The sequence below is a fragment of the Budvicia diplopodorum genome (assembly GCF_009800925.1).
Classification (GTDB): Bacteria; Pseudomonadota; Gammaproteobacteria; order Enterobacterales; family Enterobacteriaceae; genus Budvicia; species Budvicia diplopodorum.
The window spans coordinates 1-13,963 of the sequence record NZ_WOYF01000005.1 but is presented as its reverse complement, the minus strand read 5'-3'; the positions used below and the strand labels follow the sequence as shown (position 1 = coordinate 13,963).

The window sequence follows — 13,963 nt, the reverse complement described above, 5'->3', positions numbered from 1 at the left end:
TATCCCGGCGAAAGCCGGGACCCAGATTTTAACTGACAAATTAGCACTCGGCTTAAAGGCTAGACCCCGGTTTGCACCGGAGTGACGAAGGCGAGAACACGGGCTGATTCATTCCCTCGGAAACACCCAAACCTGATCCATCGGCATCGATAGGCGGCACTGCCCGCTGTACGGTTGGTGAGTGCCAAAGGCCCGTAATACCGGAGAGTTATCGTCAGGTTCGCGGAATAAATATTCCCAGTGGCTGCCAAGATACATTTGTGTCAGCAACGGTAATTCCAGATAGTTCCCTTCAGCATTGTCGTTGAGCTTCACCTGTTCTACCCGAATGATGGCCATCACCTCCTGCCCTACGGCTAAATCTCCCACCGGTTTGCCCCATAAATTCCAGCTAGCGCCTTGAATACGCGCATAGCCGTCTTTTAGCTCCACAATCCGGCCGTTGAGCCGGTTGTTACTGCCCATAAACTCGGCGGTAAACAGCGACTTGGGCGTGCCGTACATCTCCTGCGGTGTTCCCTGTTGCTCAATGACGCCGTTATTGAGCAACAGAATACGATCGGATATGGCCATGGCTTCGTTCTGATCGTGGGTGACCATCAGGGCCGATAGCCCGAGATCGACAATCAACCTGCGCAGGAACACCCTGGCTTCTTCTCGCAGCTTGGCATCGAGGTTTGATAACGGTTCATCTAATAAAAGCACCGGCGGGTTGTAGACCAGTCCGCGGCCGATAGCCACGCGCTGTTGCTGTCCGCCTGACAGTTGATGAGGATAGCGCTGGCCTAGCTGGCCCAAACCTAACTGTTCTAGTACTGCCTGAACCCGCTGTTTAATTTCTGCGGATGACACTTTGCGCAGCTTTAGCGGGTAGGCAATATTGTCGAAAATAGTCATATGAGGCCACAGGGCATAAGACTGAAACACCAGCCCCAGATTACGTTCTTCTACCGGAATTTCTTTGCCGGTGCTGCCCTCATAAATAACCCGATCGCCAAGGGTAATTCGCCCTTTACTTGGGCCTTCAAGCCCGGCAACGGCGCGTAATAAAGTGGTTTTCCCGCTACCAGAGGGACCTAATAGCGTGACAACCTCCCCTTTGTGTAGCTGCATCGACACCCCTTTAAGCACCGGGTTGGTGCCGTAGTCCAGATGCAGGTTCTCTACCAGAAGTTCAGTCATTGAGTTTTACTCCAAAACGCAGGGCGATGCCTAATCCGAGCATGACCAATACAATATTGATAAACGATAGGGCGGCAACAATATCGACGGCACCGGTGGCCCACAGGGAAACCAGCATCGAACCGATGGTTTCTGTGCCGGGTGACAACAGGTAGACGCCGGTAGAATATTCACGCTCGAAAATCAGGAACATCAATAGCCATGAGCCGATAAGCCCGTATCGGGCCAGCGGAACGGTAATATGTCGGGTTACCTGACTGCGCCGTGCGCCGGTGCTGCGCGCCGCTTCTTCCAGCTCGGCCCCGACCTGTAACAGCGCCGATGAGATAAGCCGCAGGCCATAGGCCAGCCACACCACGGTATAGGCCAGCCAAACGCTGAAGATGGTATTGCGCACCGTACGCATCCAGACAATCACATTCTCGCGGATCCATTCTGAGCCCGGAATGATCGACATATAGCCATTGGCGAGGGACTTATCCATCCACATTGGGGTGAACAGAAATACCCATAAAAACGCCAGACCGGCCAGTAATCCCGGCACTGCCCGGGGTACCAAAATGCTGTAATCCAAGAACTGGGTGACGCGGTCCGGCTTTCTGTGCATGGCCAGACTGATAAAGGTGTAACAGATAACCGCCAGCGCACCGCCGAATACGCCGATAGCCACCGAGTTAATAATCGCGCGTATCAGGTTCGGTTGAGAGAACACGGTGCGGAAAGTGTCGAGAGACAGTTGGTCAAATAGCGAGACACCGACTCCCCAGTTGGAGACAAATGCCCGCAGCAGTATGCCGGTAAGCGGAACGAAAATAGTCACTATCAGCCAGAGAACGACAATGCTGGCAGAGATCCAACGCCACTTGCCTAAGGGTAAAACGTGGGACTGCGAAGCTTTACCTTTCACCGTGACAAAGCGGTTATTGGTTCGCATCAGACGACGCTGAAGCATAATGAGCGGTACGGTAATACTGATTAGCACCACCGCCACCACGGCCATCAGATGGTAAGATGGAATGCCGAGCTTATTGGTGAGCTTATACAGATAGGTTGCCAGTACCAGATTTCCCTCTGGATCGCCGAGTACTAACATCAGGCCAAACACTTCCAGCCCAAGAAAAAACAGCAGTACGGTAGCGAACAGAATGGCCGGTCTTACCATCGGCAGGCTGACCGACACCATCACCCGTAATGGCGATGCGCCGGAAATGCGCGCCGCTTCTTCGACGTCCGACCCCATGTTGCGCAGCGCCGATGAAATATACAAATAGGCATGAGGAACGTGCGTTAGCCCGGCGATGATCACGATACTGGTCATCGAGTAGATATTCCACGGCACGAAGCCAATAATATCCTGCATCCACAGAGAGAAGAATCCGACCGGACCGGCGGCGACCACATAGCCAAAGCCTAGCACCATCGGTGAAACGAATACCGGTACCAGTATCATTGGTTCAATCCAGCGGCGACCGGGAAGGTCACATCTGACGATCAAAAACGCCAGAATTCCGCCCAATGGAATAACAATAACTACCAGACCAAAAGCTAAAATAAATCCGCTTTTTAGCGCCTTATAGAAATCCGGATCGTCAAAAACGAAGCGATAAGCATCCAGAGTAAAAACTTTATTAGGAACAAAAAACGGGGCCGAAAGAAAGCTTTGGGTGACAATAAGCGCCAACGGTCCATAGATAAATAATGCCGTTAAAAACACTACTGCACCGCGCGGTAAGCTCTGCTTTATTCTGCGCAATGAGTACATAGTCGAACCCTATTTATAATAATAATGTTAACGGCAAAGGCAGACTGTCTTTGCCGTTAAGTTAGCCTTGGGTTATTTCCCCGTGGTGGCCCGCCATTTCTTCAGGTATTCCAGCCGCTTATTCTGCTCTAAGTATTCCAGCAGGCTCTCATTGACCGGGATAGGTTTTAACGAATCACCTAAGAGTTTTGTGGTACCGGCTACGTCGTTATCTCCGGTAATATCGTCACGAATGGAGGTAATATTGGCCTGATTGGCTAAGATATCCTGTCCTTTTTGAGATAACACATAGTCCAGCCACAGTTTGGCTGCGTTGGCATGCTCAGCCTGTTTACTGATAAAGCTTACGCGTGACAGCACTAAGGTGTAATCCTTTGGATAGGCAATGCCGAGGGACGAATCCTTAGCCGCCCGGGTTTTAGCATAGGGTTCTAATATATTGTAACCAATTAGGTTTTCACCCGAAGATACCCGTTCCAGCATGGTACCGGTCGATGACTGAACCACCATACCGGCGCTAGAAATGTCTTTTAGATGCTCAAAGTATTTGGCATCGTTTTTGGTGTCTTCAACGGAGAGCATAAAGCCCAGCGCTGACTTTTCGATATCATAAGTCGTGACTTTGTTCTTGAACCGATCGGGGTGTGATTTAACCAGCGCCGCTAAATCAGAATGGGACTTCGGTACTTCATCTTCTTTAAGCAGGCGCTTGTTGTAGATAAATACCAGCGGTTCATAAGTGGTACCGTAGGCGGTATCTTTCCAGACCGCCCATGACGGAAGCTTACCGGCTTCAGGCGATTTATAAGGGAGAGCATAGTCGATGGCGAGTTTGACCCCGGTATCCATCGCCGAGCTCCACACCACGTCGCCGCTGCCGCTGGATGATGCCTGTTCGCTGATATAACGGTTATACAATTCCGTGCTGTTCATATCGTTATATTCAACCGAGATCCCAGGGTAGAGCGTCTCAAAGCCTTTGATGATTGGCGCGGCCGCCGCGGTGTCAGTGGTTGAATAGATAACCACTTTGCCTTCTTTCTTGGCGGCATCGATAATTTTTTGATAGTCGGCCGGGTAATTTTCAGGAGCGGCAGCGGCAGCACCGATATTGAGGGCTAGCATACTGACCATGAGTAGGTTCAATTTTTTTGACATGCTTACATTCCCATTTTAGTTCCCGTGGTAGTTGACGTCGCAGCGGATTTAGCCCGCCTGCGGCCTTGCTGCAACGCTAATTATTTTGGGTATATATCAACCTGCAGAATAATAATTATGGTTAAAAAACAATCAATGGCAAGAAAGTGATAATGGAATGTTAATTAAATGTGACGTAATTCAAAGTTATGACGGTGGGTTACTTCGGGGGGATTAACGGATTTATTTTGTGGTTGAGTCTAGGCTGAGAAAGAAAAAGAGGGCTTTCAGGCTGCCGATATTGCTTTGAATGTCAGCATATCGGCCTTTGGCTAAGCGTCAGTTTGTTCGTTAAATCTGGGTCCCGGCTTTCGCCGGGATGACGGTAGTAGAGGGCAAGAAAATCCCTATGCTTCTACTTCAATCGACTTCATATCAATCACAAACCGGTACTTCACATCGCTTTTCAGCATACGGGTATAGGCCTGATTAATGTCCTGAATATTAATCATCTCCACGTCACAGGTAATGTCGTGCTGGGCGCAGAAATCGAGCATCTCCTGAGTTTCAGGGATACCACCGATCAGTGAACCGGCCAGCGTCTTACGGCGTCTTACCAGCGGCCCGCTGTGAAAGGCTGGCTCTATCGGTTCCAGCAGGCCAACTAACACATGGACACCGTCACGCTTCAGCGCGGCAATATATGGGTTGAGGTCATGCTGATGCGGCACGGTATCAAGAATGAAGTCAAAATGGTCCACTAACTCTTTCATTCGATCGGGATTAGTGGATAGCACCACGCGATCGGCACCTAAGCGCAGCGCTTCTTGTTCTTTTCCGGCTGAGCGGGTAAACAGCGTCACGTCTGCGCCCATTGCTTTGGCAAACTTCACGCCCATATGGCCCAGACCGCCAAGGCCAACTATCGCCACTTTGTGACCTTTGCCAATATTCCAGTGGCGCAGCGGTGAATAGGTGGTAATACCGGCGCATAGCAACGGTGCGGCAGATTTAGGATCGAGCTTTTCCGGCAGGGTTAATACAAACCTGTCTGAAACAACGATTTGTTCTGAGTAGCCACCGTAGGTCATGCTACCGTCGTGGCGATCTTTGCCGTTATAGGTGAACGTAGCGCCGTTTTCACAGAACTGCTCAAGGCCTTCAGCGCAGGAAGCGCAGTGCTGGCAGGAGTCGACCATACAGCCAACGCCAACCCAGTCGCCTGATTTAAACTTAGTCACGTTTGTACCCACGGCGGTAACCTGACCAATAATTTCATGCCCCGGTACTACCGGATAAATTGTGTTATGCCACTCATTGCGGGCCTGATGGATATCAGAGTGGCAAACGCCACAGTAAGCAATGTTAATCACCACATCGTTTTCTCGTGGGTCGCGGCGAATAATGTGGTGTAAAGCGACAGGTGCCGTTTCGGCGGTTGCGGCAAAGCTGCGAATATTCATAGACATGATGGTTATATACCTTGTAATGCTTGTGGGGTTGAACGAATAAAGGCTATCAAAAGCTGATTGGATTGATGAAGATGTGGAGTCTGTTTATTCCCGCTAAGCATAGTTGTTATTCATTATTTTCACCATTTTCTGGACATGAGCCCCGAGCGGTAAACCTCGCGCTTCACCTCACGGCAACTAGCCGATATATTAGCGTTATTAATTTTTAACAGGCCGCAATAATGAATAGCCAGACTCAGTCTCTTTATAGCCAAATCCCATCCGTTGACCGTTTACTCAATGAGCCAGAAATGTCTGCGCTGGTGTTGGAGTTTGGTCAGCATTTAGCGGTTGAGTCATTGCGTTATTTACAGGATCTGGCCCGACAGGAAATTACCCGCACCGCCAGCCTACCTGCCTGGGCTTCTGACTGGGCCGGTGAGGCGCAGCGTTATTTAACCGCCAAGCTGCGGCCGGGGCTACAGCCGGTGTTTAATCTAAGCGGTACCGTGCTGCATACCAATCTGGGGCGGGCGCTTTTGGCCGAAGAGGCGATAGAGGCGGTTGCCAGCGCAATGCGTAATGCGGTTACGCTGGAATACGATCTCGACGGCGCAGGCCGCGGCCACCGGGACAACGTCATTTCTGACCTACTCTGCGAGCTAACCGGCGCACAGGCGGCTTGTATCGTTAATAACAATGCGGCGGCGGTGCTGTTGATGCTGGCAACCGTAGCGCCGGGCAAAGACGTGGTAGTGTCTCGCGGTGAACTGGTTGAAATTGGCGGAGCGTTCCGGGTACCGGACGTGATGCGTCAGGCCGGGTGCCGACTGGTTGAAGTCGGAACCACCAACCGTACCCATCTACGCGATTATCGCGATGCGGCGAATGAAAACACCGGCCTACTGATGAAGGTTCATACCAGCAATTACAGCATTCAGGGGTTTACCGCCGCGGTAGATGAACAGGATCTGGTTACGCTGGGCCGTGAGCTAAACCTACCGGTCGCCACCGATTTGGGCAGCGGCTCTTTGATTGATTTACAGCAATACGGGCTACCGGCAGAGCCGATGCCACAGAATCTGATTGCGGCGGGCGTAGATTTAGTGACCTTCTCCGGCGATAAGCTTTTAGGCGGCCCACAGGCCGGGATTATTGTCGGCTCTAAGTTCTGGATTGACAAAATACAGCGTCATCCGCTGAAGCGGGCGCTGCGGGCGGGTAAAATCACGCTGGCCGCGCTGGAAGCGACGCTTCGTCTTTATCAACAGCCCGATCGCCTCCGGTCAACCTTGCCAACTCTGCGATTACTTAGCCGCGATGCGTCGGAAATGAAGCAAATGGCGGCGCAGCTTTTATCTCCTTTACGGCAAAAATACGGCGATCGGTTTAACGTAGAGGCAGAGCCTTGCCTGTCGCAAATCGGCAGCGGCTCGCTACCGGTCGATCGCCTCCCCAGCTATGCATTAACCTTCACGCCAAAAGACGGGCGCGGTCGCACGCTGGAAGCCTTGGCCGAGCAGTGGCGCAGATTGCCGGTGCCGGTGATTGGTCGTTTACAAGAAGGTAAGCTGTGGCTGGATTTACGTTGCCTTCAGGATGAAAGTAAACTGCTGGAGATGCTGTTAGCATGATTATTGCAACCGCCGGGCACGTTGACCACGGCAAATCTACCTTGCTACAGGCCCTGACCGGCAGCGGTGACACCGACCGGCTACCGGAAGAAAAACGCCGGGGAATGACTATCGATCTCGGCTATGCCTACCTTCCGTTGGCAGACAGTCAGGTGCTAGGCTTTATTGACGTTCCCGGACATGAAAAATTCTTAGCCAACATGCTGGCCGGCGTTGACGGCGTACAGCATGCCTTGCTGGTAGTGGCCTGCGATGACGGCATCATGGCCCAGACGCGTGAACATTTGGCGATTTTGCGCTTGGTCGGGGTTCCGGCAATTACCGTGGCGCTGACTAAAGCCGATCGCGTGAGCGTAGATCGGGTTGATCAAGTTCGGCGACAGGTTAGCGATGAGCTTAACGCTCAGGGCTGGCATGACTGCCCGATGTTTGTCACGGCTGCTCCGGCAGGAACCGGCGTTGCTGAGCTTCGCCAGCGCTTGGTTGCTCTGCATCAGGCCAGCCTTGATAATATTCAGGCAACCGAGCACCGCTTCCGCTTAGCGGTAGACCGTGTTTTTACCGTGAAGGGCAGTGGCTTGGTCGTGACGGGTACTGCCTTTAGCGGAAAAGTCAGGATTGGCGACACGCTGTGGCTGAGCGGCGCTCATCGTCCGGTTCGGGTCAGAGGCATTCACGCTCAGAATCAACCGTCGGAGCAGGGCGGAGCTGGCGATCGTATTGCCCTGAACATTGCCGGTGATATTAGTAAACAAGAGGTTAGCCGCGGCGATTGGCTGCTTGAGCAGCAACCGCCGGAGAGCCGCGATCGGGTGCTGGCTTTGCTGCACTGTGATAAACCGCTGCGCCACTGGCAATCGGTGCACCTTCATCACTCGGTGAACCATACAACCGGTCGGGTTTCTCTCTTGCAGGACGAGGCGATGAGCGTCGGCAGAGAGGTGCTGGTAGAGCTGGTATTCGATGAGCCGCTATTGCTGGTGGAAAATGACCGGATTATTGTGCGGGACATCAGCGCCCGCGAAACGTTGGGCGGGGCGCGGGTATTATCCCTTTTGCCGCCGCGCCGGGGTAAACGCCAGCCGGAATATTTAGAGCGGTTGCATCAGCTTAGTCTGGCCACCAATGACGCTCAGATTCTTGGTTTACGCTTGGTCGAAGGTAGTTTGTCTTTGGCGGAGTTTGGCTGGGCGCGTCAGCTAACGGATGCCGGGCTTCAGAACTTGCTGGCTAATGCTCAGGCGAAAGTGGTGGGTGATACGGCGCTGGACCCAAGTAAAGAGGATGCTTTCAGACACTGCCTGACTGAAACCCTCAGAATTTTCCATGAGCAGCATTTAGATCAACTCGGACTCGGCCGCGCCCGCTTGCGGCGTATGGCTTTGCCTTCTGAGCCTGAAGGGTTGGTATTTGCTTTAATCGATAATTTACTCAGCGATGGGGTAGTGAGTAACAGCCGTGGCTGGCTGCATCTGCCCGAGTTTAGCCTAGCCTTTACCGGTGAAGAGCTAGCCGTATGGGAACGTTTAGCGACTCAGTTTGGCGACGAGCCTTACTGGGTGCGCGATTTGGCAACGGAGCTGGGGTTAGATGAGCAGCAGGTCAGGGCGGTGCTGCGTAAAGGGGCCCAGCTAGGCCACGTGACGGCGGTGGTTAAGGATCGCTACTATCTGAGCGGCCGAATTCGTCAGTTTGCTGATTTAATCCGAACGATGCACACCACTCAGGGAAGTACCTGTGCGGCAGATTTTCGCGACAGGCTCGGGGTCGGGCGTAAGCTGGCGATTCAGGTGCTGGAGTTTTTTGATCGCAGTGGATTTACCCGTCGGCAGGGGAATGACCATTTGTTGCGCGATAGTGGTTTGTTTTTGGACTAGATAGAGCGATGCCCGGCCTGGTTGGGTTCGGGTATCGCTATCTACTTACTGGTTTTGGTTATTTATTCTTTTGGGCTTCTTCTAACTCTTTTGCCTTAACCGCTTTGCTTTCAACGGCGAACGGGTCGATGCCGCGTTTCTGCATGCGGTAGAAGCGAATAATATTAAAGCCGTTCATGACTAGAAAGCTGGATTCAATCAGCGATCCGCCAATAGAGCCGATCCAGATATTATGGGTAACCCAGCAGACGGTTGAGCACCACATAATGCTGCGCATTTTTAATCCGTGGGTGCGAAACATGGCCCAAGTACTGGCGATGGTGCCGCCAACGGGTAGAATTTCGATCGGATGCTGGATTTTGATGGTGGCTAAGGTGAACGTCAGGGCAATAAAAATCATCATCACCCAAACGCTGCGCCACCAAATTGATGTTAGGGTTCGTATGGCGCTTAACAGCACGCTCATGCTGGCGGCATTGGCTCCCATCATAAAAAAATGGATGCTCATAATGGCCGAATAGCCGGAAAGCTGGTACTTAAAACCGCGTTCGTTACGGTTAAAAAACATCGTGATACCGACCAGAAATGCTAAGCCCCCGATAGACTGAGCAATCCAATAATATGTCATAACATCATGCCCTTGTAATAAATGGCGGTATTTCCGTATAGAACGATATACCTGTGGTACTCGAGGTGGTAACGGCGTTCGTTGACTCGATATGTATCGAGCTTCTCTTGCGCGCTGATAGCTCTGGGTACAGACGTAGAAAAATGGGTGAAAGGATCCACCGAAGACTGGTCAGAATATGCGTTATTAGGTCATTGTGGGGAGTAACTGTAGTAATAGACGACTTGGTTAATAATTTACCATGCTTTATCTCAACCACCTATAACCGGGCTGCTTAGCGCTATAAATAAAGTCAGATGTCTGGTTATTTTTGTTCCATATAGCGTTTGCGTTTGCTTTATTCTGAAATGACAACAAATAGTAAAAACGAGAAATGGCGCTTTCCTCTTGCGGTGAATAATTCGCTGACAGCGTAGAACGGCTGTGGGTGTAGACAATAAACGTTATATGAGCCGATTGAGTACTTATCGTGTTTTATAGGGCTCTATTATTGGAAATGCAACGCAAAATGGCTGTTTTATGTTAGTGGTTACTAACATAGATAGGGATGGCGCGTTTATCTGACTAATAAATAGCCATTTTATAGACCTCTACTTTGAATTATATGGGCGTAGGCTTTTATCGGGTAGGCGGGATGATGGTAAAGAATGTTAGTAAGCGCTTACAGGGAGAGGGCTATTTTCTTTGGTTTTGCCCCTGTCCTAGGGTCGTCATCCCGTTTTTTTGAACTGACCCCAAAAGCTAGCAGGCCGGAGAAGTATCCCTACCAGCCTATCGGTGCCGAAAATCAAAAAAGCCAAGGCTCTTTCAATATCATCAACGCTTCTTTTTCTTACCGCCCTGCACCGCTTTAAACCGCGGATTCGACTTACATATCACGTAGACTCTGCCGTTGCGACGAACTATTTTACAGTCGGGATGGCGCCGTTTAGCGGAGCGTAGAGAGCTTAAAACCTGCATAAATACCTCATGAATTGATATGTTATAATATAACAATATCATGCGCTTTTCTGCGAACGAATTCAAGCCTAAATGTTGTTGGGCTTGCTATTGGATTTGCTGTCGGAGGTAAAGCAGAAAGGATTAACTAGCGAAAGAACAGCAACAAGCAGTCAGCAGAACGCCCTTAAACGGGCATTCTGCTGGGAAATAAACTCAGTAAATCGTTATTACGCGGCTTTTTTCAGGCAGCTAGACATAAAGGTTTTACGCTCTTCGCCTTTGAGGCCCTTACCGGCGGCTTCGGTATTACAAGCCCCCATTTTTTGCTGCTGCGGGGTCATTTTCTTACCTTCTTCAGCGGCTGGTTTGGCTTTCAGACAGTTAGACATAAACGCTTTACGCTCATCACCTTTGAGTGATTTATCCGCAGCTTCTTTATTACAGGTGGTCATTTTTTCACGCTGGGCGGTTTGAGCTTCGGACGGAGCTTTAGTCGTGGTATCAGCGGCCATGACGCCGGAAGCAAAACATAAGCTCAACAATAGAGGTAAAGCAACGGTCATTCGCATAGTGAATTCCTTCGGATAAATGGATAACGCTATAAGCATAGACCTGAACGAATTAAATAACATCTGGGCGAAAGGGAAATATTATTATTGAGTTTGAATAATAACGGAAAAATCGGCTATCAACTCTGAGATTCTAGCAGTACCGGCCACCGCAAGATGGCCAGCCCGATTGAGATGATTTAGCACAGCGGAAGCAACTGCAGATAGAGTTGCTTGAAAATTACCCGTTTTTGCTGATAGTACTGATGACGTTCGGCAACAGGAGTGTGTAATTGCTCCAGCGGTAGCCGCGGGCAAAGATCGGCGAGCGGCGTATTTTGGTTCCGCCGATTAAAGTCGTTGAACGGCGCTCAACGGACTACCGCTCTCTGCGCGACCCTGCGGTGATTCAGGCGATGCATTTTATCCGCTATCACGCCTGTAAAGGCATCAAAGTTGAACAGGTACTGGACGCCATTGGTATCTCTCGCTCTAACCTTGAGAAACGTTTTAAAGATGAAACCGGCAATACCATTCATGGGCTTATCCATCAGGAAAAGCTTAACCGGGCCAGTGAGTTTTTAGCTGCCAGTACGCTGGCGATTAATGAAATTTCGCAGATGTGTGGATATCCGTCATTACAGTATTTCTATTCAGTATTTAAGAAAGAGCACGGCATCACGCCAAAAGAGTATCGGGATAAATACGGAGAAATAATCTTTTAAACCGGCCGATATTGGGGCCGAAAAGGTGGAATGGCAGAGAAAAGCATGAGGCCACTATTGCCCTTTAGCGCACGGCCGTTGGCGGGGGAACCAAAAATAGAGGATACGAATCTTAGAGTTTTATATGTATAATCATCGATCTCGCTCATTGTACATTTTCCGCTAAATGGAAGGTCATCGCTCCCGGTGGGGCGGCTGGATTTCAAATCCAGATGGGGCCGCCAGCGGTCCTTGGCAGGTTCGACTCCTGTGACTTTCCGCCAATTCGGTTCTTCTGTCGTCAACCAACTTCAATGATACCTTTATAAAGGTCTGAATAAATCTATAACTATGTTCTCTATTTGTTAGCACTCATTAACTGGAATCAATATGGTTGTGGGGGCATAAAAGTCCCGCAATCATTATTGCAGGATTTTTATTAGCTGATTATTATAACTTATATTTAAATCAGTCGGTTAACTCCGTATCGCTATAGCCATCATCCCTCATTTGCATTCCCAGATGACGGGCAATTTCTGAATAATCTTGTCCTTTATCTAATCATTTTTAATTACACGATTACTATCAGATTTATTTCTCTGATAAATATAACGGGTCTGAAAAGTTCTATTACAGGCAGAGCATAAATAGCGCTGAATACGTGCTCGCGATGTGCCGTGTTTTCTAACGTGTCGGCTATCTTCGCAATAATGACAGCAAGGTTTAGATCTGATTTCCATATGTTCTACATTCCTTGATCCGGATAAAACGTAAACTATGACCGTTGATAAGATAAAGGCCCGCCATTATTCATGGCGGGCCTTTTATTAGCGGATTATCAGAACTTATATTTAAATCCGACGGTTAACGCAGTATCGCTATAGCCTTCATCACCCATTTGCTGAGCCACGTTGGTCCACAGATTAACGTGCTTATTCAGTTGACCTTCGGCCCCCAGCTTCAGCTCGCCCACGTTAGCGTTGCCCGCTTGCTTGACCGCCACGCCGTCCAGCACGGCACCCGACTGCTGGCTGTTGTGCAACCAGTTAGCTTCGGCATACACGGTAAATAGCTTGTCTTTACCTTTGTCGCCGTCGCTCACGCCGTCACGGGACAGCTTCACGCCCAGACGGGTCTGCACGTTGTTCTCACCCGATGAAGTCACGCGGGTACCGTTAACTTCACGGTGGTCGTCAGCGCTGATACCGCTCCAGGTTACCTGAGCCTGTGGCGTGATAAACACATCGCCATTTTCGCCCTGATAAACCGGCATACGGTACCCGGCTTCAACCGAGGCACTCATTCCGTCGATGTCGTAGCTCTCGTTAGATAGCTGCTCGCCGTTCACATCCGCGTTCAACCAGCTGTACTGCATCCAGCTGTCCACATACAGACCGTTCAGGGTGTTGGCATCCTGATACCAGGTGGCGTAAACGCCGCCGCTGTAGCCGTCAACCCGGCCTTTGGAGCTATAACCGCTGCGGCTATTCCCACTCTGGCTGTCTGACTGGCCGTAGCCCAGCATCACGCCCACGCCTAAGCGGTCTTTATCGCTGAACTGTGCCTGCGCCACTTCACCGCCGCCCTGAATCACATAGGTGTTGGTGGCGGTTTTAATCTGACCGCTGGTGTCTCTGAACTTGGTGCGGTTGCCCACCTGACGTAGCCACATACTGGAGTTCTCTGCCCGACCTTCACGATCTTCTAAGCGCAGGTTAAACAGTTTACCGGCCGCGGCCATATTGGCCATGTAGCTGCCCGCCTCAGGACGGATGATATTGTCAGCAGGCGTTGGTGTTAGTGTCGGCGTCGGCGCATCCGGATCGGTTGGATCAACCGGCGTTGGTGACGGGATCTGAGAGCGCAGATACCAGCCGCCGTCGTTCGGTGTTGCAACACCGCCCTTATTCAGGAAGTACTCATAAGCTCCGGCTACCGCACGGTTATTGAGCGTAAAGGTACCGTTAGATGCACCGCCAACCCTCACCACTTCAATCCCGTTCACCGTCTGGTCACCGGCACCGTTGACGTTGTTGACAACAACGCCGGTATTACCGGAGGTATCGCCGGTCACTATCAGTTTATCGGTCGCCGAGCT

The 13,963-nt window shown here is 50.8% G+C and carries 11 protein-coding genes, 1 tRNA gene and 1 pseudogene; 4 read left to right on the top strand and 9 right to left on the bottom strand.

The window, feature by feature from the left end; translation table 11 throughout:
- Positions 1-108 precede the first annotated feature (108 nt).
- The 4 genes from GVI43_RS06650 to GVI43_RS06635 form a co-directional block, all read right to left on the bottom strand.
- A complete protein-coding gene (locus GVI43_RS06650) occupies positions 109-1,182 on the bottom strand; it encodes an ABC transporter ATP-binding protein (RefSeq protein WP_159566087.1) in 1,074 nt (357 codons plus the stop codon).
- Entirely contained in the window at positions 1,175-2,944 is a 1,770-nt protein-coding gene (locus GVI43_RS06645; RefSeq protein ID WP_159566086.1) for an ABC transporter permease, read from the bottom strand. Before GVI43_RS06645 ends, GVI43_RS06650 begins: the two co-directional genes overlap by 8 nt.
- Before the next feature lie 72 nt (positions 2,945-3,016).
- Positions 3,017-4,102, bottom strand: coding sequence for an ABC transporter substrate-binding protein (locus tag GVI43_RS06640; RefSeq protein WP_159566085.1), 1,086 nt, complete (start codon positions 4,100-4,102; stop codon positions 3,017-3,019).
- A 386-nt stretch (positions 4,103-4,488) separates the two neighbouring features.
- The gene (locus GVI43_RS06635; protein ID WP_159566084.1) at positions 4,489-5,550 is read right to left on the bottom strand and encodes an NAD(P)-dependent alcohol dehydrogenase; all 1,062 of its coding nucleotides are present in this window, start codon (positions 5,548-5,550) and stop codon (positions 4,489-4,491) included.
- Between the two features lie 224 nt (positions 5,551-5,774).
- Here GVI43_RS06635 and selA point away from each other — a divergent pair, with 224 nt between their 5' ends.
- Positions 5,775-7,166, top strand: a complete 1,392-nt coding sequence (gene selA, locus GVI43_RS06630) for an L-seryl-tRNA(Sec) selenium transferase (protein ID WP_159566083.1) — start codon at positions 5,775-5,777, stop codon at positions 7,164-7,166.
- On the top strand, positions 7,163-9,043 hold the full coding sequence (gene selB, locus GVI43_RS06625; RefSeq protein ID WP_159566082.1) for a selenocysteine-specific translation elongation factor: 1,881 nt from the start codon (positions 7,163-7,165) through the stop codon (positions 9,041-9,043). Before selA ends, selB begins: the two co-directional genes overlap by 4 nt.
- A gap of 58 nt (positions 9,044-9,101) precedes the next feature.
- On the opposite strand, the gene GVI43_RS06620 is transcribed toward selB, so the two are convergent.
- The 3 genes from GVI43_RS06620 to GVI43_RS06610 all read right to left on the bottom strand — a co-directional run bounded on the left by GVI43_RS06620 (position 9,102) and on the right by GVI43_RS06610 (position 11,182).
- Entirely contained in the window at positions 9,102-9,671 is a 570-nt protein-coding gene (locus GVI43_RS06620; RefSeq protein WP_159566081.1) for a YgjV family protein, read from the bottom strand.
- An 816-nt stretch (positions 9,672-10,487) separates the two neighbouring features.
- The gene (ykgO, locus tag GVI43_RS06615; RefSeq protein ID WP_159566080.1) at positions 10,488-10,631 is read right to left on the bottom strand and encodes a type B 50S ribosomal protein L36; all 144 of its coding nucleotides are present in this window, start codon (positions 10,629-10,631) and stop codon (positions 10,488-10,490) included.
- A gap of 209 nt (positions 10,632-10,840) precedes the next feature.
- Positions 10,841-11,182 (bottom strand): PsiF family protein, encoded by a 342-nt coding sequence (locus GVI43_RS06610; RefSeq protein ID WP_159566079.1) that lies wholly within the window; start codon positions 11,180-11,182, stop codon positions 10,841-10,843.
- Positions 11,183-11,490: 308 nt separating this feature from the next.
- Here GVI43_RS06610 and GVI43_RS06605 point away from each other — a divergent pair.
- Both GVI43_RS06605 and GVI43_RS06600 read left to right on the top strand, forming a co-directional pair.
- Positions 11,491-11,886: pseudogene (locus GVI43_RS06605) on the top strand (helix-turn-helix transcriptional regulator); the annotation flags it as partial.
- A 168-nt stretch (positions 11,887-12,054) separates the two neighbouring features.
- Positions 12,055-12,149: transfer RNA gene (locus GVI43_RS06600), tRNA-Sec, on the top strand.
- A gap of 273 nt (positions 12,150-12,422) precedes the next feature.
- Here the strand turns inward: GVI43_RS06600 and GVI43_RS16040 are convergent.
- Together GVI43_RS16040 and GVI43_RS06595 are read right to left on the bottom strand one after the other, a co-directional pair.
- Entirely contained in the window at positions 12,423-12,605 is a 183-nt protein-coding gene (locus GVI43_RS16040) for an IS1/IS1595 family N-terminal zinc-binding domain-containing protein (RefSeq protein ID WP_425482129.1), read from the bottom strand.
- A 98-nt stretch (positions 12,606-12,703) separates the two neighbouring features.
- Positions 12,704-13,963 (bottom strand): autotransporter family protein (locus GVI43_RS06595; RefSeq protein ID WP_159566078.1); only part of this gene is annotated, 1,260 nt, incomplete at its 5' end.